Raw genomic sequence first — 16,676 nt, 5'->3', positions numbered from 1 at the left:
GATCGGGAGTTGCGAAACGCTGGGGGCGATCGGGCACTGATGTTGTACGGCGGGGCAGCCGGGCGCGGCGCAGGGGCAGTCGCTGGAGACAGCGGAGACGGCGACCGGCGGCCAAAGCAGCATAGGCGGCCGCGGTAGCGGGAGTTGGTCCGGGGCAGGCACCCGGTCCGGGTGAGAAGAGTCTACGATCCGTCTACGGTTCCCCCGGACGGCCGTGTCGAGCAGGCGGTCCCCGAAGTGTGCAGCCGATCCGCGCACACGTCCAACGAACGACCCTCCCCTGAGACAACGAACCCCCCTCCCTGAGACTTCGCGGTCTCCCGACGAAGCGATGAGTGACCCCCATGACAGACAGCGCAACGGCAGGCCTGTGCCGCGTCACGGTGCGCGCGCCCGCCAAGTCCATCGACCTCGCGGTGCCGGGCGACGTCCCGGTCGCCGATCTGCTGCCCACCCTGGTGAACTACGCCGGCGAGGAAGTCGCCGAACAGGGCCTGGAGCACGGCGGCTGGGTGCTCCAGCGGCTCGGCGGCGCACCGCTGGACGAGGACAACAGCCTGGAATCCCACGGGGTGCTCGACGGAGAGACGCTCTATCTGAGGCCGCGTGCGGACACCTTGCCCGAGGTCGCCCTGGACGATCTGGTGGACGGCATCGCCAACACCATGCAGGACCGCCCCTTCGGCTGGAACCCGCAGACGAGTCGCCGGCTGCTGCTGGTGGTGCTGGTGCTCACCCTGGCCGGGGGACTGGCCGCGCTGGCGCTGCCGGGACCCTCCGGCGCGCTGCGGGGCCTGGCGGCGGCAGCGGGCGGCGTCCTGCTGCTCGGCGGTGCCGCGTCCGCGAGCCGTGCCGTCGGCGACGCCGAGGCAGGCGCGGCACTGGGCCTGGTGGCCGTACCGTACTTCGCCCTGGCGGGCTGGCTGCTGACGGGCGGACAGCTCGGCGGGCCCCACTCCTACGAGACGCTGGGCGCGCGGCTGCTGGCGGCCGGGGCCGCGGCGGCCGGCAGCGCGATGCTGGCGGTCGCGGTGGTCGCCGCCTTCGCGGCGTTGTTCTTCGCGCTGGTCGCCATCGCCGTGGCCGGAGTGCTGGGGGCGGTGCTCATGATGGTGGCCGGTCTGAGCCCGGCCCACGCCGCCGGGATCGTCGCCCTGGCCGCGGTGATCTTCGGGGCGTTCGTGCCGTCGATGTCGTTCCGGCTCTCGGGCCTGCGCATGCCGCCGCTGCCCACCAACGCCCAGCAACTCCAGGAGGGCATCGAGCCGCACCAGCCGTCCGCGGTGGCGGCCCGCGCCGTGGTCGCCGACGGCTGGATGACCGGGCTGTACGCGGCGACCGCCGCGATCTGCGCGGCCAGCCTGCTCGGGCTCGCCCACGAGCCCGGCCTGGCCACCCTGCTGACCATGCTGGACCTGACGCTGCTTCTGCTCCTGCACAGCCGGGGCCTGGGCAACACCCTCCAGCGCCTGGCCCTGGTCGCGGCCGCGGTGTGGGGAGCGGCGCTGCTCGCCTACGACCAGTCCGTCGGCGCCGGGCCGACGGGACGGCTGCTGATGGTCGCCGGGATGCTGGCGGTCGCCGCGGCCCTGGCCATCGCCTCCTGGACGGTGCCGGGACGGCGGCTCGTGCCGTACTGGGGCCGGGCGGCGGAACTGCTGCACTCGGCCGCGGCCATCGCCCTGCTGCCCCTGTCGCTGTGGGTGCTCGGCGTGTACGGCTGGCTGCGCGGCCTCAACGGCTAAGGACGGTTTCCATGCAGAACAAACGCGACCAGGTTCAGGCCCATATGTTCCTCATGGGCCGGCTCACCTCCAGCATGCTGCGCTCCGACCCGGACGCGCCCGAGTCGCCCCAGGGCCGCACCAACCGCGGGGTCGCCATCGGCGTGATCGTCGCCCTGCTGGTGGCCGCCGGGGCCTTCGTCATCGGCCTGTTCCTGCCCGGTAAGCAGGACTCCTGGCGGACCTCCGGCGATCTGATCGTCGACAAGGACACCGGCGCCCGCTACCTCTACCTGGACGGCCGGCTGCGCCCGGTGCGCAACTACGCCTCGGCGCTGCTTCTCGCCGGGGCCGACCTGGCCACCACGACCGTGAGCAACAAGTCCCTCAAGGACACCCCGCACGGCACCCCGGTCGGCATCGTGGGGGCCCCCGACGAACTGCCCGAGCCGGGCGATCTGTCCGACGCGCCCTGGCAGGTGTGCTCCGCGTCGCCGGACGACGGCACGTCCGGGACCAAGCCCGTCACCACGCTCGCGGTGAGCAACGGGGCCGGGGGCGACGGGCTGGGCAAGAGCGAGGGGATGCTGGTGGCCGGACCGGACGGCACCCGGTATCTGCTGTGGCAGGGCAGCCGGCTGCGCCTCGACCGCACCTCGGGGGCGCAGGAGTCGCTGGGCTACGCCTCCACGGCGCCCGTCCCGGTGTCGGCGGCCTTCCTGAGCGCGCTGCCCGCCGGACCCGATCTCACTCCGCCCAGCACCCCCGGCATCGGCGGTTCCGGGGCACTGCCGGGCGGGGCGAGCAGGGTCGGGCAGGTGTACAAGCTGGCCGTGCCGGGCGGCGAGCCCCGGTACTACCTGCTGCGTGAGGACGGTCTGGCGCCGCTCACCCAGACCGAGGTCGCGCTGGTGCTCGGCGACAAGGAGACCCGCGAGAAGGCGTACGGGGGGCAGACCCCGGTGGCGCTGGAGTTGACCTCGGACGACCTCAGGGGCCGGCTCGCCCCCGGCAGTGAGCAGGACAAGGGCCCGGCCGTGTCACCGGAGAACCCGCCGCAGGCGGTGGCCGTCGGCAAGGACCAGGTGCTGTGCGCCGAGGTGACACCGCAGGACGAGGGCACCCGCGTCGGTCTGCGGCTGACGGACGTGGATGACCTGGGCACGCTGGCCCAGCACGCGTCGGGGGCCGCTGCTGCCGCCTGCCTGCCCGTGGAGCGGATCACCGTGCCGCCGGGCCGCGGAGCCCTGGTGCGGCCGGTGGGCGCGGGGGGCGCTCAGGTGGGCGGCACCGTCTATCTCGTCACGTCGACCGGTGTCAAGTACCGCCTGACGTCCAAGGAGGCCGTCACGGCCTTCGGTTACGAGGCGGTGAGTCCGTTGCAGATGCCGTCGCTGACGCTGGCGATGCTGCCCTCGGGCCCGGATCTGTATCCGGAGGCGGCGGTGCGGGGCCGCGCCGACGTCACGGCGCCGCGTTGTGCCTGGCAGGACAAGCGAGACAAGTGAAAAGCAATCTGACGGCAAGTCAGAAGGCTCGAAGCGCAACACGTGCGCCCTAGCATCAGCCGCACTGATTGACGAGAGGGGTACGCATGTCCGCGAACGGGATGCAGCAGTCAGAGGAAAACGCGACACGGAACGGTGTCCAGGCGCTGGAGATGGCGTTCAGTGGCGTCCTGAAGTGCCGCCAGGACGTCGAGACCACCAAGACCAACCTCATGTCCGGCTACAAGGGCAGTGACGGTGGCGCCTTCCGTGACCTGGTCACCGCCTGGGAAGAGCAGGCCGACGTCATCCTGAAGAACGTCCAGGACATGATCGACACGCTGAACAACACCCTCGCCGAGCACGGCAAGCAGCAGGGCGCCCGGAACGAGGAGATCAACCAGGCGTACCAGCAGTCGGAATCCGTCTTCGACACCCTGGTCGGCTGACCCGGGCGGCCCGGCCGGGCGCGGCACGGCCGGACCGCGGGGCCCCGGCGGCCCGGTTTCCCACCCCCATTCACGGCAGAGGCGAGACGAGGACAGGCATATGAGCGACTTCACCGACGGCTACATCTACGTCGACTACTCGCATATGAGCAATGCGGCAGACGACATGATCACCCAGACCAAGGCGATCGCGACCACGCTCTCCAACCTGGAGATGGAGCTCAACGAGCTCAAGAACACCTGGATCGGTGACGACAAGGACGTCTACACCCAGAAGCAGCAGGCGTGGGACAACGCCGTCAAGGCGATGGAGGAGCTGCTCACGAAGCACTCCGCGCTGCTGACCTCGGTTTCCGAGAACTACCAGTACAGCGAGCAGTCGCTGACGCAGATGTGGGACTCGGTGAAGATCGGCCGCTGACTCGCAGGCCCGCGACGGGGGTGGTGCACCGCCCGGCCCCCGTCAGCGGGACACGGCGGGACACGGCAGGATCCAGCAGGCCCAGCGGAACACGAGCAGCAAGGGACGCATCATGGCATTGCCGAAGGAAGACCCGAACTCGAAGACCGGCAAGCTCACCATGGACAAGGCCGGTCTCCAGGCGTTCCTGGACGACCGGGTCGTGCCGTTCACGGACCAGATCCGCAAGATCCAGCTGGACGACCCGGTTCTCGGTCCGTCGATGGGCACTCTGGTGGGCGACGCGGATCTGGACTACGACAGTGCGGAATTCGACGCCTACGGCTCCGGCCGCCCCCTCGCCATCGGCATGATGCTGAAGACGGACTACCTCCACGGCAAGGGTGCGGCCCTCAACAAGGCGGTCGGCAAGAGCGCCGAGGACCTGGTCGCCATCTTCGAGGAACAGCAGAAGCTTTTCGGTGACATCGAGGAGAACCTGAAGGACACCATCAGCACCCTCTTCTCCACCCAGGGCGACAACCTCACCAACATCGAGGGCCAGGAGTTCCTGGACATCTTCGAGGACGTGGACGACTCCATGGCCACCAACTCGACGAGCGGTTCTGGCGGAAACAGCAAAGAGGAATGACCGGGTGTCCGCAGCTGCCGGCGACTGACCGGGCACGTTCCGCCCCGCCGTACCAGCCCCGCCGTACCACGTAGCCGAGCAGCTCCACCGGAAGGTTCCGCGCCATGTCCGACAAGGTTCCCGTCGCCCATTCCGACAACGACTACTGGGAAGTCGCCGTCAAGGTCCTGACGGGCTATCCCATGCCGCAGCGGTCGACGCTCTTCGACTCCCTCATTGGCAATGACGACATTCCGCTGATGCGTGTCGAGTTCTCCGACCACAACGGCGAGCCGTCCAACGCCATCGTCGACGCGGTGGACGACATGGAGTGGCGTAGCGAGAACTCCGGGTGGCGCATCTCGAACACCGACTTCGTCGTGCCGTTCTACTCGGGGAAGCACGGGCCGATCTCCTCGGCGGCCGTCGGGACCAAGGTCGTGATGAAGAAGGCCCGGATCACGATGCTGGGCACCACGAGCACGGATTCCCCGCCGGCCGGCGGTGTGGTCCTGGGCGGCGAGTTCAAGAGCGGCCTCGGCAAGGACTTCGAGGGCCAGTCCAAGGACACGGAGTGGAGCAACGAGGCGCTGTCGCAGTACAGCTACGGCGGCGGCAAAGCCCTGGAGCAGTTGCTGAACACGGGCAGCACGCTCAACTTCCGGTGGAACAACCTCGGTGTCACGGACGGGGACGCTGTCGACCTGGAATCCTTCGTCCGGGCAGCCGACGCCTTCGACCGGGCCGCACAGTTCTTCCGTATGCGGCACCAGGAGCTCCAGGACATGGAGTTCGACCTCGGCAAGGAGGAGGCGTCCTGGAAGGGGCAGGCCGCCGGGGTCTTCAGGGACATGATCCACGGGTTGGTCCGCAACTACGAGTCCTACAGCGAGCAGTTCCCCACGTCCGGCGACGTCAAGTCGAAGTACGGCGACGATCTCCGCAACTTCCGGACAGAGGTGGAGAAGGCGGCCCGGAATCTGTACAACACCTGGGACAGCTGGCAGCTGCTCACCGGAAACCCGCTGCGCTGGCTGCACGATGTGCTGCTCGAAGTCACGGACTACGTCTGGGACAACAACATCACCAAGGTCCGCTACTACGAGACGTATGGCCAGTACGGCTATGCCATAGGCGGCAACCACAAGGTCAAGTACGACGGTTTCCGCGGCGACCACCCGGACTACGGGCCGCTGGAGGAGAAGAGCACCTGGAAGAAGATCGGCGAAGAGGCCATCAGGCGGTGGCAGAACACCGTCATCGAGCGCCTGGGCGAGTCCGGCAAGCGGGCTCTCGTCGACGTCGAGAACGCCTTCAACGACCAGACCTTCCCGAAGAAGATCGACACGGTCACCACCAGTCTGAGCGACGAGTTCTCCAAGGACCAGGCCGAGCGGGAGAAGGCCGACCTGGAGAAGGAGAAGGAGGAGCAGGAGAGGGAGCTGGAGGAGAAGGAGCGGGAACAGGAGGAGAAGGAGGCCGAGGCCGAGCGGAAGGCCGAGGAGAAGGAGCGGGAATGGGAGGAGAAGCAGGCCGAGGCTGAACGGAAGCAGGAGGAGAAGGAAAAGGAGTACGAGCAGAAGCAGGCCGAGGCCGAGGCCAAGGCCGCGGAGAAGGAGGCCGAGCAGGAGCGGAAGCAGGCGGAGGCCGAGCAGCGGGCCGAGCAGAAGCAGGCCGAGGCCGAGGCCAAGCAGGCGGAGAAGGAGGCCGAGCAGGAACAGAAGCAGGCGGAGGCCGAACAGCGCGCCGAGCAGAAGCAGGCCGAGGCCGAAGCCAAGGCCGCGGAGAAGGAGGCCGAGCAGGAACAGAAGCAGGCGGAGGCCGAACAGCGCGCCGAACAGCAGGCGAACGAGCAGCAGGCCCGTCAGGAACAGCTGCAGGCCGAGCAGGAGCAGAAGCAGGCGGAGGCCGAGCAGCGCGCCGAGGAACAGCAGGCGAAGGCCGAACAGCGCGCCGAGGAGCAGCAACAGCAGCAGATCCTCGCCACCAACCAGGCGCGTGCCGACAACGAGCGGCAGCAGAAGGAACAGGAGCGCAAGCAGGCCGAGGCCGAGCAGCGTGCCGAGGAGAAGCAGGCCGAGGCCGAGGCCAAGCAGGCGGAGAAGGAGGCCGAGCAGGAGCAGAAGCAGGCCGAGGCCGAGCGGAAGGCCGAGGAGAAGCAGGCGGAGCAGGAAGCCAAGGCCGAGGAGCAGCAGAAGCAGGCCGAAGAGCAGCGGATCAAGACCGAGGCCGAGTACGAGGAGAAGCAGGCCGAGCAGGAACGCAAGGCCGAGGAGCGGCAGGCCGAGCAGGAGGCCAGGCAGGAGCAGTTGCAGGCCGAGCAGGAGGCCAGGGCCGAGGAGCAGCAGCGCAAGGCCGAGGAGCAGCAGGCCGAGCAGGAGGCGAAGCAGGAGCAGCGCCAGGCCGAGCAGGACGCCAGGGTCGAGGAGCAGCAGGCCCGTCAGGAGCAGGTGCAGAAGGAGGCCGAGCAGCGCGCCGAACAGCAGGCGGGCGAGCAGCAGGCCCGTCAGGAACAGTTGCAGGGCGAGGCGGAGCAGCGCCAGCGGGAGTACGAGGAGCGCCAGGCCCAGCAGATGTCCGACGCCCAGGCCCGCTACGACGAGCAGCAGCAGGCGGCGCGAGACCTCGGGCTCGGCGGTGAGCGGGAGGTCAGGGACCCCGTCCTCGACTCGCTCAACTCCCTGCCCGACTACGGCGGCGGCCAGGGACTCGACGGCTCCGGCGCCGGTACGACGACCCTCAACCCGGACGGCTCGGTCACCCAGGACTACCCGGACGGAAGCCACCGGACCATCGAACTGCCCAGCGGTGACACCACCACCGTCCTGCCGGACGGTTCCACCGCCATCGACACGCTCCGCCCCGGGGAGACGGTCACCAACCCCGACGGCAGCACCACCACGCTGAACCGCGACGGCAGGCTCACCACCGAGTTCCCCGACGGCAGCAGCAGCGTGCTCGACCCGGACAAGGGCTCCGTCACCTATCACCAGCCCGACGGCAGCAGCGTCACCACCCCGATCGACAGGGGCCAGACGCTGCCCAGCGACCTGGGCGGCGGCACCTCGGACCGCACCGCGTACAGCTCCCCGTACGCCGGGTCCGGCTATGGCTATGAGGAGGAGCTGTACGACTCCACCCCGTACTCCTCCGGCCCGTCCGGCAACGGCAGCGGCAGCGGCAGCGGTGGCGGTGGCGGAATGCCGATGCTGCCGCCCGGCACCCGTATGAACGGGATGACCACCGGCGGGCCCAACGACGCCGAGCGGGTCCGCGGGTCGTTCGACGACAGCCAGGTCGTCACCCAGCGCACCACGAACCCGGCGAGCCGCAACGGGAGTTCCTACGAACAGGAGATCCCCGTCGCCCAACGAGGGTCCACCGCCACCAGCTCCGCAGGTATGCCGTTCTACCCGCCGATGGGCGGCGGTGGCGCCCCGGGGCAGCAGCAGACCGAGAGTTCGGACCGCGACCGGGCCTCCTGGGTGCCGGAGGACGAGGACGTGTGGGGCACGGACGAGGGCGGCGCCCCGGCCGTGATCGGACGCTAGTGACACACGGCCGCACGGCCGAGGAGGCCGGACAGACGCCGAGGAGAGCCACGAACAAGGAAGGGCACGCGTAAGCGATGGACTCGATCAAGGACCGGCTGGAACAGGCCATGGCCCAGCTTGAGGAGACCCGCAGGGCGGTCGACAGCGCCAAGGAGCGGCTGAGCCAGGCCTCGGCCACGGTGCGCTCGCACGACCGCTCCGTGGAGGTCACCGTCAGCTCGCAGGGGCAGCTCACCGCGGTGAAGTTCCTGGACGGCAAGTACCGCACCATGGGCGCCGCCCAGTTGTCGGCGTCGGTGATGGAGGCCACCCGGCAGGCGCAGGCGCAGATGGCGCAGGCGGTGATGGACGCCTTCCGGCCACTGACCGACCAGATGGGCGACGGGCCGCAGCCCGCGAACGCCGGCGTCGACTGGGACGAGGTCTTCGGACCGCTGATGAGGTCCGTGGAGCGGGGTTCGGAACGGCGCGCCGGAGCAAGCGATAAACTGCGCGATGAGATCCACGAGGATGGGGAGGGCCGGTAGTCGTGGCGGACTTCGGATACCAGGACGCCTTCGAGGCCGACCCGGCCCGGCTGCAGGCCGCCATCACCGAAATGCAGGCCATTGCCAAGGAAGCCGGAGCCATCGCCAACGGATTCGCCACCACCATGGGGCACTTCGGGAACTGGTACGGCATCGACGACAAGTACGCCGAACAGGTCGGCCCTGAATGGGACCGTGAGATAGAGACCACGACGAACACCTTCTTCGCCCTCCAGGACGCCATCTCCGGCACCGTCGACGGTCGTTTCGCAGAGCTGGAGGAGATCAGGGCCGCGCAGGGCTTCGCCACGGAAAGCATCGCCGAGGCCCGAGCGAACCTGAGCAAGATCGGCGACTTCGACAACGGCGCCGGCGGCAACGGAAAGCGCTGAGCAGAGCCGACCGTGTCCAAGAACCTGCCCGACGACGATATCGAGTTCCCAGACGAGGTAAGAGTCTGGTTGATCATCCTGCTCGGCGAAGAAGGAATGCAGGCCTCCTCGAAGCAGGCCTACAGCAGCAGTATTCCCTTCGAAGAGTACGCGCAGCGCCTGTTGGAACTGCGCAATCGGATCAACGACTCGATCTCGATGGTCTCGGGTGCTCTGCCACCGCGTGTGGCGGAGAACTACAAGGCGGCGATGTCCCAACTCGTCGGCGGCAGCCTGGACTTGGTCACACAGTTCTCCGACGAACTGCGCAAGCGCCGCGGTAACCAGACCCAGCGGTCGCAGGACATCGCCGAATCCAAGATCGAGATGATCTGGGAGATCTTCCAGCTCATCATGGAACTGGCGCTGCTCGCCGCCATGTCGTACTTCACCGGCGGCCTTTCCCTCTCCGAAATGGCCCTGGCCAAGGCGAGAACGCGGTTGCAGCTCCTCTACGTCATCTACCGGGCACTGCAGAACTCCCATCTGCTGCCCGGGTTCAGCGAGGCGCTGCAGGAGATGTTCACCGCGTTCGCGGCGCGGTTGACGATGCTGGCCGCCTACAAGGGCGACCGCAATCCGGGCGGATTCGATGGGGGCAAGCTCGGTGAGGCGGCCTTCTTCGGTTTCGTGGCGGGCGGCTTCATCTCCGGTCTGCACGGGATCCTCGATTCCAATGTCGTCAAAAACATCTTCAAGAACACCTTCGACAACTGGAACGACAACAAGTGGGGGAACTTCGGAAAGAACGCCTTCGACAGCTTCGCCTCCGAGGGCGTCGGCGAGGCGGGTGCCGAGACGGTGGTCAATGGGATACTCCGCGGCGCCTGGAGCTTTGATCCGAGCACGATCTGGATGGCCGGTGTCAGCGCTGTCTCCGAAATGCTCATCAGCGGCCCGCTGGACAAGGGCGCGAAGTTCCTGAACAACAAGTTCCTGGACGGGCGGAACATGTTCGCCCCGATGTTCAACCTGCCGCCCGACATCAACTCCCTGCTCGGCGTCGGCGGCGGCAACCGGAACTCCGGGACCACGTCCCCCCGTCCGGAGACCGGCAGCGCGTTCTCCCCGAACTCCTCCGACGGGCTGGGCCCCGACCTCACCTCGCCGACGGCGACCGGTCCGGACCTGTCCGTCGCACCTCCGGCCACGGTCACTCCACCGGCGCCCGCGCCTCTCACGACCCCGACCTCCACCACGACGACCTCCACCACGACGACGGGCACCCCGGCCCCGGAGACCGCGACCGCGTCCCCTTCGCCGTCGGTGACCAACCCGCCGGCGCCCAACTCGCCGACGGTCGGCGGCCCCGCGACCACCGACACCACGGCCAACACGTCCGTGACCGGAGGTGCGTCGCCGGTCACCGGCATCCCGGGCTCGGGCACGACGTCGTACCCCAGCAGCGTCACGTCCACGGGGTCGTACCCGGACTCGGACGTGGAGTCCCTCGCCGGTACGGACCCGTTCAGCGACACGGTCTCGGACGCCGGTACCGACGTCACGGACCTCACCGACCCGGGGGACGGCACCGGCATCCCGGACCTCGCCACGACCCCGAACCCGCTGACGGGTGCCGACGGCGTGACGGGTCTGCCCAAGACCGCACCGCAGTCCGGCACCACACTGCTGCCGGACGCCACGTCACTGCCCGACACCACACTGCTGCCGGACGACGCCTCCGTGCCGGGTCTCGCCCCGCAGCCCACCGCCACCGGCGCCGGGGGACCGGCGGCCGCCAACCCCGCCACCGGTACGCCCAGCCCGTCCGGCGCCCCGCAGCGGACGGGAGCGGACGCGTTCGGCGACACGACGCGGACGACGCCGCTCCCGGACCAGGCCGCGGACCGGCCCGAGGAGCAACGCGCGGACGAGGTCTCGGGCCAGTCCTCCGAACAGCCCTCGGACCACGCCCAGGCCGACCAGAACCCGTCCGACCAGAACCAGTCCGGCCAGAACCAGTCCGACCCGGCCCGGTCGACGCCGCCGGACTCCGTCACCGGTGCGCAGCCGCGGCCGACGGCCGGGACACCGCTGCCGCAGGGCGCCGAGGCACCCGCCACCGGACCCGCGTCCCCGGTCCCCACCGTCGACGGCGGCCCAGACGCCTCGGACGCCCTGGACACCGCCGACCTGACGGCCGACCAGGACGCCGCGCGCTCCGACGCCTCCGACACCACGGCCCCGCCGGCCGTGGCCGCCGAGGAGACCGCGGGCCCCGTCCCGCTCCAGCCGCCGCCGACCGACACCTCCGCCCACACCCCCGTGCGCCCGGAGCAGTGGCGGTCCCAGCAGCCGTACAGCCCTGCCACCCCGATCCACACCGAGATCCCGGCCCCGGCGGCGGACGGCCAGGGCCCCGCAGCCACCCCCACCGCCCAGCCCGCCCCGGACACGGTCGTCCGGACCGTCGTCCAGCGCATCCAGGCCGACGACGGACGCTGGGTGCGCACCCTGACGCTGGACCTGCCGGTGCGTCCCGGCGACGGGTTCTCCGCCGACCGGCTCCCGCCGCTCCAGGAGCAGATGCGCGGCCTGCTCGACGGGTATGCCAACGACGGCCTGCGGTTGCCGAGTTCGGGCGACCAGCTGCACATCGACCTGAACCTGGTGCACGATCCCTCGAACGCCGAGGCCATCGAGCTGACCGAGGTCATGGCGGACACCCCGGCCACGTCCGGCCAGTTCCACATCCAGCTGGTCTCCGACGACCCGGCCCTCGGCACAGCGGAGCGTGAGCGGCGCCGGACTCGCAACGACGCGACGGCCCTGCGCCAGATCCTCCGCTTCGCCGGCGTCGACCTCGGCGGCACCCCGGACGCCCTGCCCGGTGCGGCCCTGCCGCCGCAGCATCTCCGGACCATCGAGGACCTGACCGACTCCGCTCAGTCCGCCCCGCCCGCACCGGACGACGCCACCCTCGCCGCGCCCGCCCCCACCGTCACCACGACGTCGGGCGACCCCGCCGCCGTACTCCCGACGCCTCCCGCGCGGCGGCCCGGCCCGATGCCGCGGAAGACCGACCCGCTGGGCGCCCAGGCGGTCGAGCCCGCGAACCCGCGCCCGGCCGAACCGCCGGCCACACAGCAGGCCGAACGACCGCTCCTGCGGGAGCCGGTGCCCGCAACCGCCTCGGCCACCCGGTCCTACGACCCGAGCGGGGCCTTCGACCAGGAGTTCGCCGACGTGGTGGCCGAGTTCCCGGTCGTCTTCGACGACGGCCGGGTCACGGTGTGGGGCCAAGGGCAGGACGACCAGGATCTGCACGTGTTCGTGGCCGAGATACCGGGGCTCGGCCTGCGCGGGATCTACAACCCCGACGGGCCGAGCGCCGGACGGGTCTCGGACCAGCAGGGGCGGCTGTTCTCCGACGGCCCCGCCTGGGACTGGTACCTGCCGGGCCGCGGTCTGGTCGCCTCCTCCCGCGTGGCCGACTTCCAGCGGCGGTCCGACAACCCGGAAGCCGGGCCGGTGCCGGTCGTCCCGCCCGCTACGGAACGGGTCAGCGCGACACCGCCGGTCGATCCCGCCGTGGTCGCCGCTTCCCCCGAGACGCCGGTGAACGGTCCGCTTCCGGACGCGCTGTGGCGCAGCGGCAACCAGCCGCTGTACAAGTTCAGCCGCAGGGCACCCGCGACCGTCTTCCGCGAGGGGCTGCCGGCCAAGGGCAGCGACCTGGTCCCGCTGATCGACCATGTCTACGACTACGGACAGGTCGGATCGCGGTCCGGCTACCTGAGCACCACCACCAATCCGAACTACGTGCGCGACTCGGTTCAGGCCGACCCGCTCTCGGCGGAGGCCCTGTTCAGCCACTACGCCTGGCGCTACGACATCGACGCCCCCGGCGGTATCGACGTCAACGCCACCCTGGGCCCGGCCTCGCCCTTCCCCGACCAGCAGGAGATCGCCTTCCCCGGCGGTGTGCACTCCCGGTTCATCCGCGGCGTGCAGCCGATGCGGAACGGGCTGCCCGTCGGGACGTACATCCCCAACCCCTCGTACACCCCCCACGCCACGCTTCTCCGGGAGCCGCAAGGAGCGCAGCAGACCGCCGAGCAGGACACCGAGCAGACCGCGACGAGCCCCCAGCCCGCCGACGGCAGTCCCGCCACCGCCTCCCCGTCCACCCAGGCCGGCCCCGCCACCGCCTCCCCGCTGCCGTCGCCCACCGGGCCCGGCCCGACGGCTGCCGCCCCCCTGTCGTCCAACGACGCGAAGCTGGCGGCCGGCCGGGAGGTCAGCGCGCTGCTGCACAGCACCGGCCACCCGGTCGTCCTCGCCGGGCGGGCCCGGCGCACGGTGCAGTTCCACAGCCCGAACACCGTGGGCACCGTGGACTTCCTGCTGGACGGCGACCCCGCGCGGCTCGCCGACACCCTCAACCAGGCCATCGCCCGGCGCTTCCCCGACGCGCCGCGGCCCGCCCTGCGCCCGGACACGGACGGCCGCACCCTGACCGGGGTGATCGAGGGCGTGGAGTTCACCCTCGCCGACGGTGCCGGCGTCTACACCGACACCGCCGTCATCGACGGCTTCACGGTGCCGTCCACCCTCCACTCCCTGGCCGACACCGCCTACGAACTGGCCCTCGCCCCCGACGGACACCAGCGCGAAGAGGACCTGTTCCACCTCCTCAAGAGCACGGCGGACCCGGAGCTCGGGAACGGCGTCTCGATCGACGAGATCGAGACGCTGCGCGGTGCGGACTACCGGCGTACCGCCGCGCCCGGCGCCGCACCGACGCTGAGCGCCCGCCTGCTGGAGGTCGTGAGCGGGTTCACGGACCGCCCCGAGGCGCGTGCGGCGCTTCAGACGCGGTGGCAGGAACGCGCCGCCTCCCCGAGCGAACCGCGCCGGTTCGACCGGGGACTGGACCGGCTGCGCGCCGACCTGGCCCCCTTCCGGACGGGTGGCCCGGCCGGCCCGGTCGTGGAACTGGCGCGGCTGCTGCCCACCATGACCCCGGACGAGCGGACACGAGAGCTGACGCTGCTCGGACTGCGGGCGCCCGACCAGCTCGAACGGCTCGCGTCCAACCGGGCGTTGGCGGATGTGCTGCGCCGCACCCTGTCGGCCTCGGACTTCGCCAGGGCGGCGGCCGAGATGATCGTGCAGCTGCCGGCCGGTGTGGACCGGCGCTGGGCGGCGCGGCAGGAGGCGCAGGCGCAGATCAGGCGTATGCTGCGCGATCCCCAGGTGACGGCGGACGTGCTCAGGAAGGGCTACCGCGTGATGGTGGTGCCCAAGAGCCGGGCGCTGACCTCACTGAGCCCGTTCGGTCATCTGGCCGGGCGGGAGGACACCCTGCGCGGCGTGATGGAGAACCGCACGGTGGGTGTCGGAGAGGAGAACCTCCTCGGCGAGACCAACAGCGTTCCGGGTGCCCGTCCCGCCCTGGACAGCGGGTACTCCTCGTTCACCCATGAGTTCGCGCACGCGGTCCACAACGCGCTGAGCCAGGAGGACCGGCGGCTCATCCGGCGCGCCTACGTGGCCAAGCTGGCCCAAGGGGCCGCCGGCGTGTGGCCGGACGGCCGGCTGTACGGCACGCTCCCCGACGGGCGGCGCGTCACGAACTACTCGTCCGTGAGCGAGTACGAGTACTTCGCCCAGCTCACCAACGTCTACCTCGGCACCAACGCCGGAACGGACCCGCGCTCCGGGAACCAGCGGAACAACGACGGTGTGTCCTGGGTGGCGGAGCATGAGCCCACGCTTCTTCCGCTGCTCCAGCGGCTGTACGGCACCGACCCGCAGGCCCTGCACCCGGAGCCGTCCAACCCGATCGCGCTCAACCAGCAGGAGGACGAGACCTGGGAGGGCTTCCGCGCGCTGTGGGACCAGGCGGCGGGCATCCACATCCCGCAGCCCCACGAACCCGTCCCCGCCCCGGAGGACACCCCCGTACCCCCCACGGGCGACGGCGGCCCCGCCACCCCGTCGACGCATGCCGCGCCGCCCGCGCCGCCCCCGGGTCCGGCGAGCCCCCAGCCGTCCGCGCACACCACCGCCGCCACCGGGCCCGGGGCCGCTGCCGCCCCGCAGCCCCCATGGCTCCGTGCGGTGACGTCCGATCCGTCCGTCACCGACGAGACGAAGCTGGCCGTCGGCCGCAGGTTCAGCGATCTGATGCGGGGCATCGGCCATCGGGCCGTGCTGTCCGGACCGGCCCGCAACCGGGTGCAGTTCGACAATCCGCGGTCGTTCGACCGGATGGACTTCCGTACGACCGGCGACCCCGGGCACCTGGTCGCCGGCCTCAACAAGGCCATCGCCCAGTGGTTCCCCGGAGCGCCGCGGCACGCCCTGCACGCCTTCACGGACCCCAGTGGCCACACGACGCTCACCGGGGTGATCGGCGGAGTCGCGGTCACCGTCACCTCCGGGGCCGTCGGCTACACCGGCACCGACACCGTCGACGGGTTCACCGTGCCGGGCGTCACCGACTCCCTGGCCGACACCGCCGCGGCGCTGGGCCTGAGCGTCACCCCCGAGCAGCGCGAGGAGGGCCTGTTCGACCTGCTGTGGGGGCTGAGCTACGCGCCGGTCGACGATGCGCTCCCGGCCGGCCGGCTGGAAGCGCTGCGCGGCCAGGCATACCGCGCCGGCCGCCCGGCCGGGTCCGCTCCGCTGCTGACGGTGCAGCTCAGCGAGCTGGTGAGCGGACCGGCCCGGGAGTCCTCGGTCCTTCAGGCGTATGAGTCGGCCTGGCTGTCGCTGGGCGCCGTACCGGACGACGTGCGCTGGCTGAAGGACGAACTGGCCACCCTCGACGAGGCGTTGCGCGACACCGACGCCGTGCGGTCCGACCCCGTGCGTACGCTGGCGCGGCAGCTGCCCGGCATGACGGCCGACGACCGCAAGCAGGAGCTGGCACGGTTGTCGCCCGCCGACCGGGAGCGGCTGGCCTCGGACCACGCCCTCGTGGACGCGCTGCTCGACGCCCTCCCGGCCCCGGAGTTCGCCTCGACGGCGGCCCAGCTGATGCTGCAGACGCCGGCCGGTGTCGAACAGCCGGTGTCGGCGCGGCCTGTCGCGCAGCGGCAGCTCGTCCGCATGCTGCACGACCCCCGGGCGGCGGCGACGCTGCTGAAGAAGGGCACCCGCACGATCGTGCTGTCCCGGAGCGAGACGTTGCCCTCGCTGCCGGCCTTCGGTGACCTCGCGGGCGGGACGAGCGCGGACGGCCGGACCTGGGAGCAGGTGCGTGGCCTGTCGCAGTCGACGGGCGAGGTCGTGGTGCCGGAGGAGAACCTGCTCGGCGAGTTCACCACGGTCCCGGGGACTGGTCCCGCCCAGGCGGACGGCTACTCCACGCTCACCCACGAACTCGCCCACGCCATCCACCAGTTCGTGCTGACGCCCGACCAGCAGAAGCGAATCAAGGACGCCTACGACGCCAGGCTGGCTCGCGGGGACCGGGCGCCGTGGCCGGACGGCCCGCTCTACAGCCGGCACAAGGGGCGCCTG

General features: G+C 70.8%; 9 protein-coding genes. All 9 read left to right on the top strand.

Features of this window, described 5'->3' with window-relative positions; translation table 11 throughout:
• Positions 1-344: 344 nt before the first annotated feature.
• A complete protein-coding gene (gene eccD, locus IE262_RS33285) occupies positions 345-1,745 on the top strand; it encodes a type VII secretion integral membrane protein EccD (protein ID WP_134035389.1) in 1,401 nt (466 codons plus the stop codon).
• An 11-nt stretch (positions 1,746-1,756) separates the two neighbouring features.
• Complete coding sequence (eccB, locus tag IE262_RS33280; RefSeq protein ID WP_134035392.1) at positions 1,757-3,232, top strand: type VII secretion protein EccB; 1,476 nt, start codon at positions 1,757-1,759, stop codon at positions 3,230-3,232.
• Between the two features lie 86 nt (positions 3,233-3,318).
• Positions 3,319-3,660, top strand: coding sequence for a hypothetical protein (locus IE262_RS33275; protein ID WP_134035395.1), 342 nt, complete (start codon positions 3,319-3,321; stop codon positions 3,658-3,660).
• A gap of 100 nt (positions 3,661-3,760) precedes the next feature.
• The gene (locus IE262_RS33270) at positions 3,761-4,081 is read left to right on the top strand and encodes a WXG100 family type VII secretion target (RefSeq protein WP_134035398.1); all 321 of its coding nucleotides are present in this window, start codon (positions 3,761-3,763) and stop codon (positions 4,079-4,081) included.
• Positions 4,082-4,193: 112 nt separating this feature from the next.
• Positions 4,194-4,712 carry a type VII secretion system-associated protein gene (locus IE262_RS33265; RefSeq protein WP_229877741.1) on the top strand — a complete coding sequence of 173 codons (519 nt, stop codon included), beginning with the start codon at positions 4,194-4,196 and terminating at the stop codon, positions 4,710-4,712.
• A gap of 104 nt (positions 4,713-4,816) precedes the next feature.
• A complete protein-coding gene (locus IE262_RS40270) occupies positions 4,817-8,242 on the top strand; it encodes an AAWKG family protein (protein WP_189878984.1) in 3,426 nt (1,141 codons plus the stop codon).
• Between the two features lie 77 nt (positions 8,243-8,319).
• Positions 8,320-8,772, top strand: coding sequence for a YbaB/EbfC family nucleoid-associated protein (locus IE262_RS33255; RefSeq protein WP_134035404.1), 453 nt, complete (start codon positions 8,320-8,322; stop codon positions 8,770-8,772).
• A 2-nt stretch (positions 8,773-8,774) separates the two neighbouring features.
• Complete coding sequence (locus tag IE262_RS33250; protein ID WP_134035407.1) at positions 8,775-9,164, top strand: hypothetical protein; 390 nt, start codon at positions 8,775-8,777, stop codon at positions 9,162-9,164.
• Positions 9,165-9,176: 12 nt separating this feature from the next.
• Positions 9,177-16,676, top strand: a 7,500-nt coding sequence (locus IE262_RS33245) for a scabin-related ADP-ribosyltransferase (RefSeq protein WP_444545237.1), incomplete at its 3' end; no start/stop codon positions are given.

Source organism: Streptomyces bluensis (assembly GCF_014650715.1).
In the GTDB taxonomy this organism is placed as follows: Bacteria; Actinomycetota; Actinomycetes; order Streptomycetales; family Streptomycetaceae; genus Streptomyces; species Streptomyces bluensis.
This window is presented reverse-complemented; position numbering and strand designations above follow the sequence as displayed.